This is a genomic window from Sporosarcina thermotolerans (assembly GCF_030067815.1).
Lineage (GTDB): Bacteria > Bacillota > Bacilli > Bacillales_A > Planococcaceae > Sporosarcina > Sporosarcina thermotolerans.
In genome coordinates this window covers 279878-296407 of the sequence record NZ_CP125968.1, presented here as the reverse complement: position 1 = coordinate 296407, position 16530 = coordinate 279878, and the positions used below count along the sequence as shown (strand labels likewise).

Annotated in this window: 17 protein-coding genes, 2 pseudogenes and 1 riboswitch; of the genes and pseudogenes, 9 read left to right on the top strand and 10 right to left on the bottom strand. The window is 43.1% G+C overall.

The features are described 5' to 3' along the window. Nucleotides 1–27 precede the first annotated feature (27 nt). Entirely contained in the window at nt 28–306 is a 279-nt protein-coding gene (locus QNH10_RS01650) for a hypothetical protein (protein ID WP_283733284.1), read from the top strand. On the opposite strand, the gene QNH10_RS01645 is transcribed toward QNH10_RS01650, so the two are convergent. Then, nucleotides 303–881 carry a hypothetical protein gene (locus QNH10_RS01645; RefSeq protein ID WP_283733283.1) on the bottom strand — a complete coding sequence of 193 codons (579 nt, stop codon included), beginning with the start codon at nt 879–881 and terminating at the stop codon, nt 303–305. The two genes, QNH10_RS01650 and QNH10_RS01645, sit on opposite strands and share 4 nt — an antisense overlap. A gap of 233 nt (nt 882–1114) precedes the next feature. On the opposite strand from QNH10_RS01645, the gene QNH10_RS01640 reads away from it, so the two are divergent. The 4 genes and pseudogenes from QNH10_RS01640 to QNH10_RS01625 all read left to right on the top strand — a co-directional run bounded on the left by QNH10_RS01640 (nt 1115) and on the right by QNH10_RS01625 (nt 5626). Further along, entirely contained in the window at nt 1115–2386 is a 1272-nt protein-coding gene (locus tag QNH10_RS01640) for an acetyl-CoA hydrolase/transferase family protein (protein ID WP_283733282.1), read from the top strand. Between the two features lie 523 nt (nt 2387–2909). Further along, nucleotides 2910–3715 (top strand): annotated as a pseudogene (locus tag QNH10_RS01635) (ABC transporter permease). Between the two features lie 4 nt (nt 3716–3719). After that, nucleotides 3720–4508: an ABC transporter ATP-binding protein gene (locus tag QNH10_RS01630; RefSeq protein ID WP_283733281.1), complete on the top strand. Its 789-nt coding sequence runs from the start codon at nt 3720–3722 to the stop codon at nt 4506–4508. Nucleotides 4509–4519: 11 nt separating this feature from the next. Then, entirely contained in the window at nt 4520–5626 is a 1107-nt protein-coding gene (locus QNH10_RS01625; RefSeq protein ID WP_283733280.1) for an ABC transporter substrate-binding protein, read from the top strand. A gap of 362 nt (nt 5627–5988) precedes the next feature. Here QNH10_RS01625 and QNH10_RS01620 read toward each other — a convergent pair whose 3' ends face one another. From QNH10_RS01620 to QNH10_RS01605, 4 genes are read right to left on the bottom strand one after another with little or no spacing between them, the layout of a single operon-like run. Then, nucleotides 5989–6450, bottom strand: a complete 462-nt coding sequence (locus QNH10_RS01620) for a hypothetical protein (protein ID WP_283733279.1) — start codon at nt 6448–6450, stop codon at nt 5989–5991. A 27-nt stretch (nt 6451–6477) separates the two neighbouring features. Beyond that, the gene (locus tag QNH10_RS01615) at nt 6478–7464 is read right to left on the bottom strand and encodes a DMT family transporter (RefSeq protein ID WP_283733278.1); all 987 of its coding nucleotides are present in this window, start codon (nt 7462–7464) and stop codon (nt 6478–6480) included. Nucleotides 7465–7476: 12 nt separating this feature from the next. Continuing rightward, a complete protein-coding gene (gene pepT, locus QNH10_RS01610; RefSeq protein ID WP_283733277.1) occupies nt 7477–8703 on the bottom strand; it encodes a peptidase T in 1227 nt (408 codons plus the stop codon). 36 nt (nt 8704–8739) lie between these two features. Further along, entirely contained in the window at nt 8740–8964 is a 225-nt protein-coding gene (locus QNH10_RS01605) for a LysR substrate-binding domain-containing protein (RefSeq protein ID WP_283733276.1), read from the bottom strand. 62 nt (nt 8965–9026) lie between these two features. On the opposite strand from QNH10_RS01605, the gene QNH10_RS01600 reads away from it, so the two are divergent. Further along, nucleotides 9027–10037 carry a YeiH family protein gene (locus QNH10_RS01600; RefSeq protein ID WP_283733275.1) on the top strand — a complete coding sequence of 337 codons (1011 nt, stop codon included), beginning with the start codon at nt 9027–9029 and terminating at the stop codon, nt 10035–10037. A 47-nt stretch (nt 10038–10084) separates the two neighbouring features. On the opposite strand, the gene QNH10_RS01595 is transcribed toward QNH10_RS01600, so the two are convergent. The 3 genes from QNH10_RS01595 to QNH10_RS01585 all read right to left on the bottom strand — a co-directional run bounded on the left by QNH10_RS01595 (nt 10085) and on the right by QNH10_RS01585 (nt 11397). Beyond that, entirely contained in the window at nt 10085–10306 is a 222-nt protein-coding gene (locus QNH10_RS01595; protein WP_283733274.1) for a DUF2187 family protein, read from the bottom strand. 238 nt (nt 10307–10544) lie between these two features. Further along, nucleotides 10545–10709 carry a hypothetical protein gene (locus tag QNH10_RS01590; RefSeq protein ID WP_283733273.1) on the bottom strand — a complete coding sequence of 55 codons (165 nt, stop codon included), beginning with the start codon at nt 10707–10709 and terminating at the stop codon, nt 10545–10547. 118 nt (nt 10710–10827) lie between these two features. Beyond that, nucleotides 10828–11397 carry a glycerol-3-phosphate acyltransferase gene (locus tag QNH10_RS01585; RefSeq protein ID WP_283733272.1) on the bottom strand — a complete coding sequence of 190 codons (570 nt, stop codon included), beginning with the start codon at nt 11395–11397 and terminating at the stop codon, nt 10828–10830. Between the two features lie 420 nt (nt 11398–11817). Continuing rightward, nucleotides 11818–11933, top strand: a riboswitch (SAM riboswitch). 123 nt (nt 11934–12056) lie between these two features. On the opposite strand from QNH10_RS01585, the gene QNH10_RS01580 reads away from it, so the two are divergent. Genes QNH10_RS01580 through QNH10_RS20965 form a run of 3 tightly spaced genes read left to right on the top strand, consistent with a single transcriptional unit; the run spans nt 12057 to nt 14391 of the window. Continuing rightward, nucleotides 12057–13355: an O-acetylhomoserine aminocarboxypropyltransferase/cysteine synthase family protein gene (locus tag QNH10_RS01580; RefSeq protein ID WP_283733271.1), complete on the top strand. Its 1299-nt coding sequence runs from the start codon at nt 12057–12059 to the stop codon at nt 13353–13355. A 50-nt stretch (nt 13356–13405) separates the two neighbouring features. Continuing rightward, nucleotides 13406–13855 carry a hypothetical protein gene (locus QNH10_RS20970; RefSeq protein ID WP_430541085.1) on the top strand — a complete coding sequence of 150 codons (450 nt, stop codon included), beginning with the start codon at nt 13406–13408 and terminating at the stop codon, nt 13853–13855. Continuing rightward, on the top strand, nt 13852–14391 hold the full coding sequence (locus QNH10_RS20965) for a homoserine dehydrogenase (protein WP_430541084.1): 540 nt from the start codon (nt 13852–13854) through the stop codon (nt 14389–14391). The genes QNH10_RS20970 and QNH10_RS20965 overlap by 4 nt, the downstream gene beginning before the upstream one ends. A gap of 57 nt (nt 14392–14448) precedes the next feature. Here QNH10_RS20965 and QNH10_RS01570 read toward each other — a convergent pair. Both QNH10_RS01570 and QNH10_RS01565 read right to left on the bottom strand, forming a co-directional pair. After that, a pseudogene (locus QNH10_RS01570) lies at nt 14449–15946 on the bottom strand (glycine betaine uptake BCCT transporter). A 252-nt stretch (nt 15947–16198) separates the two neighbouring features. Continuing rightward, nucleotides 16199–16429 carry a helix-turn-helix domain-containing protein gene (locus QNH10_RS01565; protein WP_283733270.1) on the bottom strand — a complete coding sequence of 77 codons (231 nt, stop codon included), beginning with the start codon at nt 16427–16429 and terminating at the stop codon, nt 16199–16201. Nucleotides 16430–16530 lie beyond the last annotated feature (101 nt).

Below are 16530 nucleotides of genomic sequence, written 5' to 3'. Positions count from 1 at the left end.
CCTTCTTAATAAAAAGGGTTGATTTCCATGTTTGCTGAATATCCAATCGTACACACCAATATATGGGATGCATTTTGGGCAGTGCCAGTTGTTTTATTAATTGTGTTGGCCGCAAAATGGCTATTTGGGGTAAGGTCGAGCTGGTTGTCAACGGTTGCAACGATAGCTGCCTTGCTTTTATCCATATTTGTTAGTCACCGCGGAAATTTGGCGGCCGGGATTTTTATGGGTTTCTTTTACTCAGGAGCAGCAATCGGCATCCTTTACTCAGTGAAACAATCTTACTTGGCATATCGGGCTGATTAATTTTTAAGCGGACAAAACCCGCATTGCATCAACCCAGGCACATCCTTGGAAAAGCAGCAAGTCGTTCGGACTGTTGTGTTTAGTATTTCGGACGGCTCGCGCCCATTTAAGTATTTAGCGAATAAAGATGTTGTTGAAATACCTGCCCACGTCATGTCATCCTTTAAGCAATTCAAATCCGCACGCGCTACATCGTTTGTGGCGGGATTTTCAAGCATGACATGATACTGCCATAATAAAAATCCGAAAATGTTCTCCCATAATGTCAGGGGGGAGATGGATGTAACTGTCCTGATTTGGCGGATCATTTTATTTGCCCATACTAAAATGTTTTTAATAGCGTCCGTGTGTTCGTTTTCATCCACGGATATCCAATCGTCTTCAGCAACAAATGTACTTACCGTTTTATTTCCGTACTCTTCAATTGCCCCAAAATACATCTTCGTTTCGTCGCCATCCCACATTTCATCATAAACCGCCAAGTTATACAGCTGCATATTAACAAACATCCCAACCCGTCGCATGAAAAAAGATGCTGCAACGGTCATGTTTGGACTGCCGCTTACGATTTGCACCGATTTAATACATTCCGCTGTTTTTCGTTATCCAATAAGTCATGCAGGGTAAATAGGGGATGAAGAGGTTGGTTTACGTAAACACTATAGTTATTCAATTGGTTGATTTGTTCAGCCGATAATTTTGTCATGTCTATATTATATGTATTCTCACATAATTCGACAAGTTGAGTGAGCGCTCAGTCTACAATATACTAATAGTAGAATAAAGCACAGCAGGAGGAGTATGGCAAATGACAAAGCTTTTACAACCCGAAGATTTCATAAGGTTAATTAATAAAGATGCTGATATTATCATCCCACTCTCAAATGGCGAACCCCATCGACTCCTTGACATCCTGGAGGAGCATCATAGGCAATTGGAAAATGTCACAGTCCATCAATTATTGGCTTTACGCGAACGTGATTATATTAACGGGAAGATGAAAGGGCATCTTTCACATACTTCCTACTTTTTAAGTGCGGCAACACGGAAGGCGTTTTGGGAAGGCCATGTGGAATTGATCCCGAATGTGTTTCAGGAAATGTACTATCTCTTAAGGAAGACGACCAAAAATCCTATGGTGATAGCAGTAGCGTCGCCAATGGATGAACATGGCTATTTTTCACTCGGCACAAATGCGGATTATACGGCTGACTTCATCGGTGAGGTTCCATTTGTTCTTGAAGTGAATAAGCATATGCCCCGGGCTTTCGGTAAGCATCAAATCCATATTAGCCAAATTGCAGGGTTTGTTGAAAATGATGAACCGCTGACGGAAGAAAAGTCCCCTGTCATTACCGACAAGGATCGGAAAATCGCTGAGTATATTGCAGCGGACATACAAGATGGAGATACGCTGCAAATTGGTATTGGCGCTATTCCGAATGCGGTTATGAAAATGCTGAAAGACCGAAAGCATTTAGGTATCCATACGGAAATGTTGACGGATGGAATTGTAGATCTTGTTGAAGCCGGTGCTGTCGATGGCATGAGAAAAATGACACATAAAGGGAAGATTGTAGCGTCATTCGCTTTCGGCTCCCAGAAGCTGTATGACTTTATCAATAATAATCCATCGGTGGAATTTTTACCGGTGCGCCTTGTTAATAGTGCATATGAGATTGCAAAAGAGGATCATATGGTGTCAATCAATGCGACAACCGAAGTCGATTTATACGGCCAATGCGCCTCCGAAACGGTTGCCGGAAGGTATTATTCATCAAGTGGCGGACAAGCCGATTTCGCAAGAGGTGTCCGTTTGTCGAAATATGGTAAAGGGTATGTTTGCATGCACTCAACGGTGAAAAACGATACCATTTCACGAATCAAACTGCATTTAGGTGAAGGATCCATCGTGACGACTTCGAAAAACTATGTCGACAATATCGTTACGGAGTATGGCATCGCACGATTGCATGGCAAGTCGATTTCAGAGCGGGCGAAGGCATTAATTGGGATTGCCCATCCGAAGTTTAGGGATGAGTTAACTCGGGAAGCGAAGGAATTTGGATTGTTCGATTAAGAAGGGAAGCCTCCGAGCGGGGCTTCTCTTTTTCAATTTTATGGGCATTTTTTCGCTTAAATGAGCTTAATGGAATTGGAAATTGCCGAGTCGGTGATAAAGCGCTGGGAGTCGGTGATAACAGGCAAAGAGTCGGTGATAAAGTCCCCCAAGTCGGTGATAAACATAAATAGTTGCGAATACCTCGCATGGCGCGGCATCCCCCCGTTGGAAAAACGCGGTAGGATGCTTTTTTTGTAGCAAGTTCTCCAAAACCCGTTGGGAGTTCTCATTCTCGGCAAGCAAGTTCTCCAAAACACGATGAAAGTTCTCATTCCCGATAAATTAGTTCTCCAAACAACCGCAAGAGTTCTCCTTCCCATCAAATAAGTTCTCCTTTCAACCAATAAACTTCTCAATCACCACCTCCACACTTCTCAAACCTCGCCCATTCAACAAAAATCGATCTGTTTTGCCCAAGCCAGCCCATAGGCAATCACATATTATTAAAATAAAGAGGTGGTGACCATTGAAAAAAGAGCAGGTGACTAGTAAACGCGATCCTTTTGAAATTGAACAGCGGGAATGGAGGCAAAGGCAATCGAAGGAACGGTATAAGCAGCTATTGACGATTGCTTCGCCAATCTTCATTTTACTGTTATGGGAATTGCTTTCGCGGACAGGAATAATGGATATTCGATTTTTCCCGCCACCATCCGCCATTTTACGCACTTTTGCCAAAATGATAGCAAGCGGCGTAATGGCAGACCATATTGGAGTTTCGCTGTATCGGATTTTTGCTGGGTTTCTAGCGGGTGTCATCCCCGGGTCGTTATCGGTTTGCTTATGGGGCTTTATTCACCGATTCGACATTTTGTGCAGCCGCTTGTCATGGCACTTATGCCAATTCCGACGCTTGCATTGCTACCGATTATCATCATCCTTTTTGGAATTGGTGATTTGTCGAAAGTTGTAACAATCGCAGGAAGTGTATTTTTCCCAGTCGTCATCAATACGGCGGCAGGTGTCTTGAATATTGATCGAATTTATTTGGACGTTGCTGATAATTATGGTGCCAGTAGAACGCAGTTCTTTTTTAAGATTGCACTACCGGGAGCAATGCCCGTCATGTTGGAAGGGATTCAGATGGGGCAGGCGATTGCGTTGCTGACTATTGTTGCTGCGGAAATGATGGGGGCAACTTCAGGGATTGGGTATTTGATCTGGACGTCATACAAGGCATTTCTGCTCGAGCAAATGTATGTCGGTCTCATCCTTATTTCATTTTTCGGCTATCTCTTCTCCTTGATGCTTCGCGGTCTACAGAAAAAGTTGTTACCTTGGAGGTGATTGGATGGGTAAGAAAGCGAAAATCGAAATTAGGAATCTAACAAAAGCATTTTACAAAAAACAATCGAGTGTAACAGCCCTCGACGATATTTCTCTCACAATCGAGGAGGGGGAATTTGTTTGCATCGTCGGACCGAGTGGTTGCGGGAAAACGACTTTACTCCGAATATTGGCAGGGCTCGAACAGCCAAGTATCGGAGAATTTGAAATCCGCAGGGAGCAGGAAGGGCGTCCTCTCCAATCGATGGTTTTCCAGGAGAGGGGCGTCATTCCTTGGTTGACGGTCAAGGAAAATGTTGCATTTGGGTTGAAAATGCGGAAAATGCCGAAGGATGTCGTGCAAGAAAGAACGAACTATTATTTAAAAAAGACAGGGCTTGACCGATTCGCTCATCTTTATCCAAAGGAATTATCCGGTGGAATGAAACAGCGAGTTAGCATTGCCCGCGCGTTCGCAAATGATCCAGAAATTCTGCTGATGGATGAACCGTTTGCGGCACTTGATGAACAGAATAAATTCATCTTGCAGGAAGAACTGCTCTCCATTTGGTCGGAAACGAAAAAAACGGTTGTTTTCATTACACATAGTATCGATGAAGCATTATTGTTAGCCGATCGAATCCTCCTTATGAGTGCGCAGCCCGGCAAGATCATACAGCAAGTCAAGATAGATACACCACGACCAAGGACGATAGAGGATATTCGAAAAGACCCGGTACTCGCGGAGCAATTTGTCGACATTTGGAAACATTTACAAGATGAAGTACAACAATCAAGGAAAGAGAATAAGTGAAAAGGGGAGAAATGGTGAGAAAAAGGTTCCTGTATAGATGGTTATTGATGTTGGCGGCGGTTCTTTTAATAGCAGGAGCTTGCGCCAAAAAAGAAACAACTCCTATAGAAAAATCAGAGCCGACGACTCCTGGGGATTCAGTCGTTGAAGCACCGTCCGGCGATCTATCGCCGTTAGACAAACGGGTGAAGATTTTAATAGCTGAAGATGGCGCGGCTTCCGGAGCAGGCTTCTATATCGCAAAGGAAAAAGGGTATTTTGAGGAGTACAATATCGAAGTTGCTTTTGCAGACTTTGCCAATAGCGATGATATGTTGCCGGCACTTGCGGCTGGGGAAGTGGATATTGCTGGGGGAGTCTCGACTGCATCATTTTTCAACGCAATTGCACAAGGTATCGACGTCAGAATCATTGCGGATAAAGGGCATAATATGCCAGGAAAATCGTATTTCACTTTCGTTATCGGTAACCATATGGTGGATGAAATAAAGGATTATTCCGATTTTAAGGGGAAAAAGATTGCTGTATCTTCCAGAAACTCAATTGATGGATATATTTACGAGGAAATGTTGAAACACGCGGGATTGACTGAAGAAGATGTCGAATACGTTAATATCGCAGATTTTGGTGCAATGCTTGGCGCGATTAACGCAGGAACAATCGATGCGGCGTTGAATATTGAGCCGCTTATCGCACAAGGGGTTGCGAAAGGCTTCCATGTCCGCTTCAAAGACGCGACGGATTATGCCCCTGAATCTCAAATCGCCATGGTTCTCGCTTCGCCGAAATTCATGGAAAATGACGAAGTATCTTTGCGATTCATGGCCGCCTATTTGAAGGGCGTCCGGGATTACAACGATGCATTCTTTAAGGATATCGGAAAGGAAGAAATCGTCGATATCATGGTAAAGCATACCGCTTTGAAAGATCATGAGTTGTGGGATAGAGTAAACGTCACTGGGCTTGATCCGAATGGAAAGATGTTCGTAGATGATATTAGGAAGCAGTATGAAACGTATAAGGCAAATGGAGCTATTCTTGGAGACATTGATTTCGATAAGGCGGTAGATACATCGTTGACGGAAGAGGCTGTGGAAGTTATTGGTGTGTACGAATAAAAGGTAAAATAATTATTAAAACAGCAGGGACTGTCCAGGAAGTCGGCGATGACTTCCTGTAACAGTCCTTTTTCCATGAAAATTGCAAGTCAAGAGGTGGATTTCCAATCGCGGAGTTGAAGTAGCGCATAAAGTCGGTGAATCACGCATAAATCGATACAAAAACTCATAAGTTTTACATTATGCGTTTTTGTATCGATTTATGCGTCTTTTGAAGGATTTATGCTTCATTCACCGCATTTATGCGTTTTTGTACTTCTAAAAAAATGCGGAAAGTTATTCATACCCGCCTTCAGCATCTGGAAGTTCTTTATAGGAGTTCTTCGACTGAATCAAATCAAAAATATAATCCCGTAATTCAATTAACTGTTTTGCGTCGTCAGTAGGCTTGCAATAGGCTTCTGAAACAGAATGCCTGATGATTTCCCCATTGACAAGAACTTCCCACTCGTCTTCGCCATATGGTTCGATTGCACAATCGATAACTGTTGGTATGAGATGCTTGGTCCCGCGAATTTAACATCTTTCATCATTTCGTAAATGGAAACCATCTCTTCTTCAGTTAATGTCAGATCGGTCGTAACGGTCCCAGCTGTAATTAAATCTTTCGTGAAAGTACCATTAAATGTATTGATTTCATTCTTTTTAGTGATGCCGAACTGCAAGGAAAAACCAAAATCGTCGGGGATGCTATTTGGCATAGGTTCGAAATTGGTTTCTGTAAGGCTTGAAGAATCAGGAATTTCCTCGTTTGTTATACTAACAGATTCATTGCATGCGCTTAATAGTAAAATTAGTAGTACAAAAGGTAAAAGTTTTTTCAAACAGCATTCTCCTTCCGAACTAATTTTTCACATCTCCCGATGCAGAAGCGCCATGCTAAATACTGCGCATATTCTTTTTGCTACAGCCGTCTGATAACTATGCAGCCCCATGCCAATAATAATCACCACAATCCCAATCAGTGAAAGCATTCCAGGCAATGCGATATGAAGAATCAACATTTCGCCAATCATTGCGAAAATGAGCTCCGTCGACTGGGTAGCTTCAACTGCAGCTAGTTTACCTTGATCATTTTGCACAAGGTCGGTTGCCATAAAGAAAAGTGAAGTTGCGATCACGCCGGAGCTGATTGCTACAATTAATGATTGAATGACTTGATTCCAAGAAGGCGGCCCGACAGTGAGTATCGCATAAACAGCAAAAACGACCCACACCGGAATCGTCATCAAGGTCATCGCCAGCACTCGTTGGAATGTATCAAGACTACCTTTCAATAAATCCATCATCTTCCTATTGCCTAAAGGATAAGCAAACGCAGCGATGATGACCGGAAGGATACCAAGTAACAACGTACGTGTATCGACATTATCCGCATTCGGAATTTGAATCAAAACAACACCCGCAAAAATGATCAACGTTATAAAGAGAGAGGCCAAGGGGATCCTCTGGCGAATCCTCTTTTCTCCTTCATTTGTATTCACGATAATGACAAACAACGGTGCCAATAGAATGCCCGCTACAATCGTCAATTGCCAGGTGCCCGCAAGCAGCCACCCAGGACTGTACGCTGCTGAAAAGGTTAAAGGGGCGTAGAAGAGCACAAACGCAACGACGCTCCATCCGAAAAAGGGAAGGGGAGTTGCAACCATTGCCTTGCCAGTATCCTGAAGCCCTTTACGATAGGCAACTATAGCAATCAAAAAAGGAACCATGAAAAAATAACGGAGAGAGGCGCTCCATAAATAACTGCCTCCCGAAATCTCCATTGATCTATTCAAAACAAATGTCACCGCGAAAAACAGAGATGACAGAATCCCAATCCAAATCGCCTTCATAAGGATGTCTCCTTATGCTCGTTCTTCGTACAGCTTTACAGCCTCAATAATGACATTCGTTGCTTTCTCCATATTGTCCACAGAAATATACTCATATTTACCGTGGTAGTTTTCACCGCCAGTGAAAATATTCGGTGTCGGCATGCCCATATAAGAAAGCTGTGAACCGTCCGTACCACCACGAACCGGAACGATATTAGGCTCGATTTCAAGCACTTTGAATGCATCCGAAATGATATCGACAATCTCCATAACCGGCTCGATTTTTTCACGCATATTGTAATACTGATCATTCAACTCAAGTTCCACGGCTCCATCACCATGTTCCTTTTTCAATTGTTCAACCGTATCGACCATCAATTGTTTACGTGCTTCAAATGTTTCGCGGTCGAAATAACGGATAATGTACTGTAACTCGGTTTTCTCGACAGAACCACTCACATCCATTAAGTGGACAAATCCTTCATAGCCGTCTGTCACTTGAGGAATTTCATTCGCAGGCATCGCCGCTTGGAATTGGTTTGCAATCAGAATGGAGTTCACCATTTTGTCCTTTGCGGATCCTGGATGCACATTTGTACCATGGAATGTCACTTTGGCGCCAGCTGCATTGAAGCTTTCATACTGAAGCTCGCCAAGCGGACCTCCGTCCATCGTGTACGCATATTTTGCACCAAATGCTTCCACATCGAATTTATGTGGTCCACGACCGATTTCTTCGTCAGGCGTGAATGCGACACGAAGCTTGCCGTGTTTAATTTCAGGATTCTGAATTAAATACTCCATTGCCGTCACAATCTCAGCAACTCCGGCTTTATTGTCAGCACCGAGTAGCGTCGTACCGTCCGTAGTAAGTAGTGTATGACCCACGTAGTTTTTCAGTTCAGGGAATGTTTTAACGGACATCACAGTCTTTTCGTTCAACTGGATGTCGTTGCCGTCATAATTATCGATCCGTTGTGGATTGACGTTTTTACCTGTATAATCAGTTGCCGTGTCGACATGCGCAAGGAACCCGATAGTAGGCATTTCTTTATCAGTATTAGCTGGTAATGAGGCGAATAAATAACCGTTTTCATCTAAAGTGATTTCTTCCATACCAATTTCAGCAAGTTCTTTTTCAAGTACATGCAATAGATCCCATTGGCCCGGTGTCGACGGGGTAGTTGTACTATTTGCATCCGATTGTGTATCGATTTTCGCATAACGGGTTAAACGTTCAATTAATTTCTCTTTCATTCAAAAAACCTCCTATAATAAAAAACATTGTTTCCTTCATCTTATCAGATTGTTTCGATTCACGGAATACTGAGCGACCAAATCCGAAATTGTTGTCTCATTACCAATGGTAACAGTCGGCTGGATATCGGGATAAGTATGCTTCGAATTGGCGATAATGCGTGGCAGTACGTATTCTCCGAATGTATAACTGGCGCCAATTGACAGCGAGCAGCTCGCCTTGTTTGTAAGATCATCGACAACTTTACTTATCATAGACATTATTATAATTTATTTTACTTATAAAGTACTTCGTATTACCCTTACTTAAGGAGGTGCTGAATATGAATGAAAAGAAGCTTACTAACGAGAAAAGTCTATGGATTGCCGGAATTGCTTTTACATTTTTTATTGCATTATTAGGTTTTTTATTAGCGAAAGTACCCGGTTTCAATCACATTGGACAGTTGGCAAGCGCAATTATTATTGCTGTCACATATAGACAATTATTCGGCTATCCCGAATTGCTTCGTGCAGGAATAACGTTTTCAACTAAAAAACTGCTTCGGTTGGCGATCATTCTATACGGATTGAAATTAAATATAGATGTCGTATTCCGTGATGGTTTGGGGCTGTTAGCGCGGGATGTTTTGGTCATCGCCTTTGCAATTGGAGTCACGCTTCTTCTTGCAAAATGGTTGAAAGCAGATATGAATATTTCTTTGCTTTTAGGCGTCGGGACTGGAGTTTGCGGGGCAGCAGCCATCGCAGCGGTGGCACCGATTGTTAAAGCCAAGGATGAAGATACCGCTATTGGTGTTGGCATTATCGCGATGTTGGGCACCGTTTTTGCAATCGGTTATACGCTATTGCGTCCGATTTTGCCCCTTCTTCCAACTGAATATGGCATTTGGTCAGGAATGAGTCTTCATGAATTGGCGCATGTAGCGATTGCGGCTGCACCAGCTGGTGAGGATGCACTTGCTATCGCATTACTCGCAAAATTAGGCAGGGTATTCCTATTGGTACCGCTATGCCTTATCTTCATCTATTTCATGAAGCGTAAAAGCAAAGGAGAGGATGGGGAGCAGAATAAAATCGAATTCCCATGGTTCCTTGTTGGATTCATCTTAATGAGCTTGTTTGGAAGTTATGTATTAGGTCATTCAATTCCGGTAACGGACGGGGTAATGTCAGGAATCAGTAGCGCAACAACGTGGTTATTGACAGCCGCCATGGTCGGGCTTGGGCTAAATGTGAGTCTGAAGGATCTGCTGGACCGGGCGATGAGACCATTGATAGCGGTCACAATTACATCCATTTGTTTGTCGGTCTTAGTGTATTTTATTATATAAAGAATAAAAAAAGGGCACTCCTCATGGAGATGCCCTTTTCGTATAAATTAACCTACTGAGTAGTTCTTGTGTGCAACGACAGTTAGATTGGATGCGACACCAATCCGTTCTGCATCATCCTCGGAAATCTTCACGATAACCGAATTCTCGAGTATCTTGTGGATTGTTCCATTCACCTCATGATCATTGCGGGTAAATGAAATCTCTTCGTCGATATGACGAGCCGAGACAAAATCTGAAACGGGTTTCTCCCTACGTGGAAAAGCCAATCGAATCCCTCCTACTGTGCATTCTCACCATAAACTAAAAAGAAAAAACGCCAAGGTCTGTCCTTAGCAAAAAAAGTCATGATGGAAAACAACTAGTCGAAAACGATCTTAATCAAGTTGTCTACTATTAGTATACCACAAATTGTCGAACTTTGCAGAATCAGAATCCAGGCCGCAGATGAAAAATTTGCATTCTTGCACTCATACGCAACTACTAAATGCAATCCATACTATTAGACTATTCTGTTTTTTCCTTATCATCATCTGTTTGTACTTGAAGCTGCACGACCTGTTTATCAGGTGGGGGAGTTGATGGATCAAAATCAGCAAAGGCTAATCCCAACGCAGCACCAACAGCTAATAAACGACTTTTTGTTTGTATCCATTTCGAAACTTTTTTCATTCTCCACCTACCTTTCACCTGACTGTTCGTGCAGTTGCTTGCAACGTAACTACAGTGTGAGAGCTATCATTTTTATGTTAGTGCAGTAGTAAAAGTATCACTTCATTTTTGTTTGCTTCTATTTCTTGAACGATGCACGAATCCTCGGCTCGGTTCTGTTACGAATCCGCCTGAAGTTTTCAAAATGCTTCCAAATTGCGATTAAGAAAAGTAATAGCGATATCAGTATCGGCCAGTAGCCATCCAGCCAAATGGCCATTGCCAAGAGCGTGATATAGAGCATGATGACGCCAAACACGAGAATATCCGTCGCGAGCGCAACAAGAATGAATAAGAGCAATCCAGCAAGCCCGAACCACCAATCGATTGCAAATAGCACTCCGATTACAGTTGCAGTTCCTTTTCCTCCGTTGAATTTCATATGGAAAGGAAAATTATGACCAAATATCACGGCTGCACCCGCAATGAATAATAGCAAAGTGATTTGGTCCGCGGGTAATCCAAAATGTTCGGCAAGCAACCTTACAATAATTACGGCCAAAACCCCTTTGCCAATATCAACCAAGGCAACGAGTGCGCCATATTTTTTCCCAAGTACAATCATCGCATTCGATGCGCCGGCATTCTTAACCCCTGTCTCTTTCAGATTAACCCCGGAAATCCATCGCGCGATTGTCGATCCATGCAAGCAACCTACATATATCCCAAAACTACAATACTAATGATCCATAAAGTCATATAAAATCCCCCGAGAAAGAATTTTTTAATAGTGTACTCAAGAACCCATGGCACGCGCTCAAGAATCGGTTTCCGTGCTCAAGAACCCATGGCCCGCGCTCAAGAATCGGTTTCCGTGCTCAAGAACCCATGGCCCGCGCTCAAGATTTCGTTTCCGCGCCCAACAACTCGAGTCACGCGCTCAAGATACCGTTCCAGCGCTCAAGAACCCACTCCACGCGCCCATGAATACGCCCCCATAACCCTACAATTAAAATTATCATAACATTAATGACAAAGCGCAAGTTTCAGAAAAAATAAATTTGCCCCCTTGACTTTTAAAAAAGAGTCTCCTATACTGAACAACAAGATGAAAAACTGAATACCCAAACTCTTATCAAGAGCGGCGGAGGGACTAGGCCCTGCGATGCCCGGCAACCGGCAAGTGATGAACTTGCAAAGGTGCTACTTCCTACAGATTCGTGCGAACGGTCTGAAAGATAAGAGGAGGAATAAGCGAAAGCGTAACCCTTCTCTTAGCGAAAGGGGTTATTTTTTTTATTCCAAAAACCCCCAACGCCTCCGCATTGAACTATTTTCATCTTAAAAAATCCACTGGAGGTAATTAAAATGACTAACAAACAACTTCAACCTGAAACTCTTCTTTTACACGGCGGGCAAAAGCCGGATCCTGTGACTGGTTCCCGTGCTGTGCCGATCCACCGTACAACCGCATTCGTCTTCCGTGACACTGAACATGCCCAAAACCTTTTCGGTCTGCAAGAAGCAGGCAATATTTACACGCGAATTACAAATCCAACTGTTGCTGTTTTTGAAGAAAGAGTCGCCCTACTTGAAGGTGGCACTGCTGCAGTAGCACTATCTTCCGGAATGGCAGCCATTGCGTTCTCAATTTTGAATATTGCTGGAGCAGGGGATGAAATCGTTGCCGCAAGCAACCTTTACGGTGGTACGTATAATCTATTCGCCGTGACACTTCCTCGATACGGAATCACTGTCAAATTCGTTGATGCAGAAGACCCTGAAAACTTCCGTGCCGCTATCACTGAAAAAACAAAAGCTATTTTCGCAGAAACAATTGGGAATCCAAGCCTTCAAGTGCTCGATATCGAAGCGGTCGCAAATATTGCGCATGAGAATGAAATCCCGTTCCTCATTGACAACACATTCGCGTCCCCATACGGATCGAACCCAATCGAATTTGGAGCAGACGTTGTCATCCATTCCGCAACTAAGTGGATTGGTGGTCATGGCACAACAATTGGTGGTGTGGTCGTCGATGCTGGGAAATTCGACTGGACGAAGGGCAAGTTCCCAGGATTCACAGAGCCGGATGAAACATATAATGGTCTGCGCTACGGAATCGATACAGCTGCAGCTGCATTCGCTACGAAGCTCCGCGTTCAATTATTACGCGATTTCGGACCTTGCTTAGATCCGGACAGTGCTTTCAACTTCCTTCAGGGGCTGGAGACACTTCATTTACGTGTTACACGCCATAATGAAAATGCCGTTAAAGTCGCTGGATTCCTACAGAACCATCCATCTGTGGAATGGGTAACATATACAGGTCTTGAAGATCATCCGACATATGAAAACGCGAAGAAATACTTGAAAAACGGCTTCGGTTCTATCATCGTATTCGGCATTAAAGGTGGCCGTGAAGCGGGTCGCAAAGTTATTGACAATATTACACTTTGGTCGCATGTGGCGAATGTCGGTGATGCCAAATCATTAATCATCCACCCGGCTTCCACAACGCATCAGCAATTGTCAGCGGAAGATTTAGTAAAATCCGGAGTGGCTGAAGAATTAATTCGCCTATCAGTCGGTTTGGAGTCAACCGAAGACATCATTGCGGACCTTGAGCAGGCAATTGAAAAGGCGGTACCGGTCACTGTTCAATAACAGGCGTCTTGCTCTTTAATAGCTGGCGCCCTGGGAAAGGGTGTTGAGGAATGCCGTCGATTAAAGTGGCGATACTTGGATTTGGTACGGTTGGTGAAGGTGTATATAGGATTCTCCAAGAAAAACGGGAAGAGCTTAAAAAAAGCACGGGATTCACCGTTGATGTCGTATCCATCCTTGTGAAAGATAAGATGAAAAAACGTACGTCGATAACAGACGTTCAAATTACGGATGATTTTCGAGATATACTGAACAACCCAACAATTGATATTGTTTTTGAAGCAATTGTCGGAGAAGAACCTGCCTATACATATTTATCCGATGCAATCGAGAAGGGTTGCCATATCATTACTGCGAATAAAAAGATGTTCGCAAAACATGGCCCTGCGTTGATGAAACATGCGGAGTTCCGTAATGTGCAGGTCGGTTTTGAAGCAACGACAGCAGGGGGAGTCCCAATTATTCGGACTGTGACCAATCTTCTTGCGGGTGATCGGTGAAACGGATACAAGGCATACTGAATGGCACTTCGAATTTCATTTTAACTAAAATGAGGAATGAAGGATCTTCATTCAAGGAAGCGCTGTTGGATGCACAGCAAAAGGGCTTCGCGGAGGCCGATCCGTCTGATGATGTGACGGGAATGGATGCATTCCGTAAATTGATGATCCTTAGTTCGCTTGCTTTCGGGCAACAGCCTGACTGGGATGAAGTTCCGGTTATTGGAATTGATCATCTTCAAGCGCCTGATCTGATTGACGCGTCAAAAGAAGATTATCGATATCGTCATGTTGCCGATATTCGGCTAAATGAGAATGGAAAAATGCAGGGCACTGTTGGCCCTGCATTAATAGGTGTGAATCATCCATTTTTCAATATCGACGGAGTCGATAATGCTGTCATTGTTGAGACCGAATATCTTGGTTCGCTGACACTAATAGGTCCGGGGGCTGGAATGTATCCTTCCGGCAGTGCGATGATTGCCGATCTGTTGCATATTATCCGTCAACATGAGGCTGTTTTGATACCAAATTAATTTAAAAGGACTGCACTGGAAAGTTGTATCGAGAAACTTCCAGTCAGTCCTTTTTGTTTATTCCCTAACCTTTACCTTTTTCTTCGGCCTTTCGCCTTGCAATGCTTTGATTAGAGAAATGACCATGAGCAACATGATGAACGAGAACGGCAAGGCAGCAATGATAATCGTATTTTGTAATGCTGTCAGTCCATTAACGGACAGCAAAATAATTGCGATGGCTGATTGGATGACTCCCCAAATTATTTTCACACTATTTGGCGGTGTCAATGAACCATACGTAGACTGCATGCCTAATACGAAGGTAGCTGAGTCAGCGGATGTTATGAAAAATGAAGCAATCAGTATAACCGCAAAAACCGAAGCGATGAACGACATTGGCATTGTATTGAACATCTCGAAAATCGTCAATTCAGTGGATGCTTTAGCTAAGTCTGCAACCCCTTCTCTTTGTATGTTAATGGCGGTTGTACCGAATGCAGAAAACCAGATTGCACTTAAGAGCGTTGGTGCCAACATGACGCCGATCATGAATTCCCGAATCGTTCTGCCTTTCGATACGCGGGCGATGAACATACTGACGAAAGGTGCCCAAGAAATCCACCAAGCCCAGTAGAAAATCGTCCAACTGTCGAGCCAGTCACGATAATCCGCATTTAACGGAGCCGTACGGAAACTCATCGATACAAGATTGGCAAGATAGCCGCCGAGAGAGTCGGTAAAGATATCGAAAATGAGCAAGGTCGGTCCTAAAATCAAAACAAATCCTAAAAGTGCTAGTGCGAGTATTAAATTTGTGTTCGATAAATACTTGATCCCTTTACTAAGTCCCGACCATGCAGACATGATAAATAGAACAGTTACTATAGCGATTATGATTAGTTGTGAAGTAAAACCGATTGTGAAACCGAATAGATAATTCAGCCCTGCGTTAATTTGAACAGCACCGAAGCCGAGAGAGGTTGCAACGCCAAAAGCTGTTGCAAAAATGGCAATCACGTCAATGAGGCCGCCCAAAGGTCCCTCCATTTTTTTACCGAAAATCGGCTTCAATGTTGCTGAAATTAACCCCGGTTCTCCCTTTCGGAATTGGAAATACGCAAGTGACAAAGCGACAATTCCGTACATCGCCCATACATGCAAACCCCAATGGAAGAATGTATAACGCATCGCTTCTTTGAAAGCGGCATCTGTATTAGGCTCTGCTGTGGCAGGATTGATGGCATAGTGGGATAACGGTTCTGCTGCTCCATAAAAGACTAAACCAATTCCCATCCCGGCAGAGAACAGCATTGCAATCCAAGTGGCTGTGGAAAATGACGGACGATCATCGTCTTTCCCTAACCGTATTTTACCAGCTGGACTAAAAATGACGAATACGCTAAGTACGAGAAGAAATGAAAGCAAAAGCATGTAATACCATCCGAATGAAGATGAAACGAACGATTTTATAGAAGTCGTAACAGCCTCGAAATTGTCTTTAGCAAGAACTCCGTACCCAACGGCCAATATGATGACCGATTGTAATATAAAACACATTTGATATTTTTCGCATGTTTCCCCTAAGAATAATTAATTTTGAAACGACTATACACTATACCAATCGTTCGGCGGGAACACAAAAGGAGTAATAGTTCGACAACTGTCCCAAATGGATTGTTTTATTTTTTCATAAAATCATCAAAACACCGTTATGATAGTCCTCAAAGCAAAAAATAATAGGGTATCCAAATTGGAAAGAACTGTCGAATTGAATAAAAAAATTGTGCCTTTAATACTATATTTAGTTTACCCCGTGTGACAATTTTTAATCTTCATCTTTAATATCGCGGTCGGGCGGAATGGGTTCATTTAAATAGTCTTCAATCTGTTTTTTTAGCGTTTCAAGTTCGTTGAAATAATTGTCGAACTGGCTTTGATTGATGAAAAATTGTTCGCCATCGTGTACGGCGCGAATGCGACCTTCCCAAACATACTTTTGTACTTGCTGAACAGGCATGCCTAAAAATTCGGCAGTCTCTTGAATGGTCATATACATTTTGAAAACCTCCAATGAATTGATTTAATTATAGATGGAATCAGTACGCTAATAAAACATTTTGGAACAGAAAAAAGGGACATACCAATATTGTCGATGAT

What these genes read in the sequence shown, in the direction of transcription:
- QNH10_RS01600 (WP_283733275.1), top strand. Translation starts at nt 9,027, where the DNA reads ATGAATGAAAAGAAGCTTACTAACGAGAAAAGTCTATGGATTGCCGGA.
- QNH10_RS01630 (WP_283733281.1), top strand. Translation starts at nt 3,720, where the DNA reads ATGGGTAAGAAAGCGAAAATCGAAATTAGGAATCTAACAAAAGCATTT.
- QNH10_RS01625 (WP_283733280.1), top strand. Translation starts at nt 4,520, where the DNA reads ATGGTGAGAAAAAGGTTCCTGTATAGATGGTTATTGATGTTGGCGGCG.
- QNH10_RS01590 (WP_283733273.1), bottom strand. Translation starts at nt 10,709, where the DNA reads ATGAAAAAAGTTTCGAAATGGATACAAACAAAAAGTCGTTTATTAGCT.
- QNH10_RS20970 (WP_430541085.1), top strand. Translation starts at nt 13,406, where the DNA reads ATGCCGTCGATTAAAGTGGCGATACTTGGATTTGGTACGGTTGGTGAA.
- QNH10_RS01640 (WP_283733282.1), top strand. Translation starts at nt 1,115, where the DNA reads ATGACAAAGCTTTTACAACCCGAAGATTTCATAAGGTTAATTAATAAA.
- QNH10_RS01650 (WP_283733284.1), top strand. Translation starts at nt 28, where the DNA reads ATGTTTGCTGAATATCCAATCGTACACACCAATATATGGGATGCATTT.
- pepT (WP_283733277.1), bottom strand. Translation starts at nt 8,703, where the DNA reads ATGAAAGAGAAATTAATTGAACGTTTAACCCGTTATGCGAAAATCGAT.
- QNH10_RS01615 (WP_283733278.1), bottom strand. Translation starts at nt 7,464, where the DNA reads ATGAAGGCGATTTGGATTGGGATTCTGTCATCTCTGTTTTTCGCGGTG.
- QNH10_RS01605 (WP_283733276.1), bottom strand. Translation starts at nt 8,964, where the DNA reads ATGTCTATGATAAGTAAAGTTGTCGATGATCTTACAAACAAGGCGAGC.
- QNH10_RS01565 (WP_283733270.1), bottom strand. Translation starts at nt 16,429, where the DNA reads ATGTATATGACCATTCAAGAGACTGCCGAATTTTTAGGCATGCCTGTT.
- QNH10_RS01580 (WP_283733271.1), top strand. Translation starts at nt 12,057, where the DNA reads ATGACTAACAAACAACTTCAACCTGAAACTCTTCTTTTACACGGCGGG.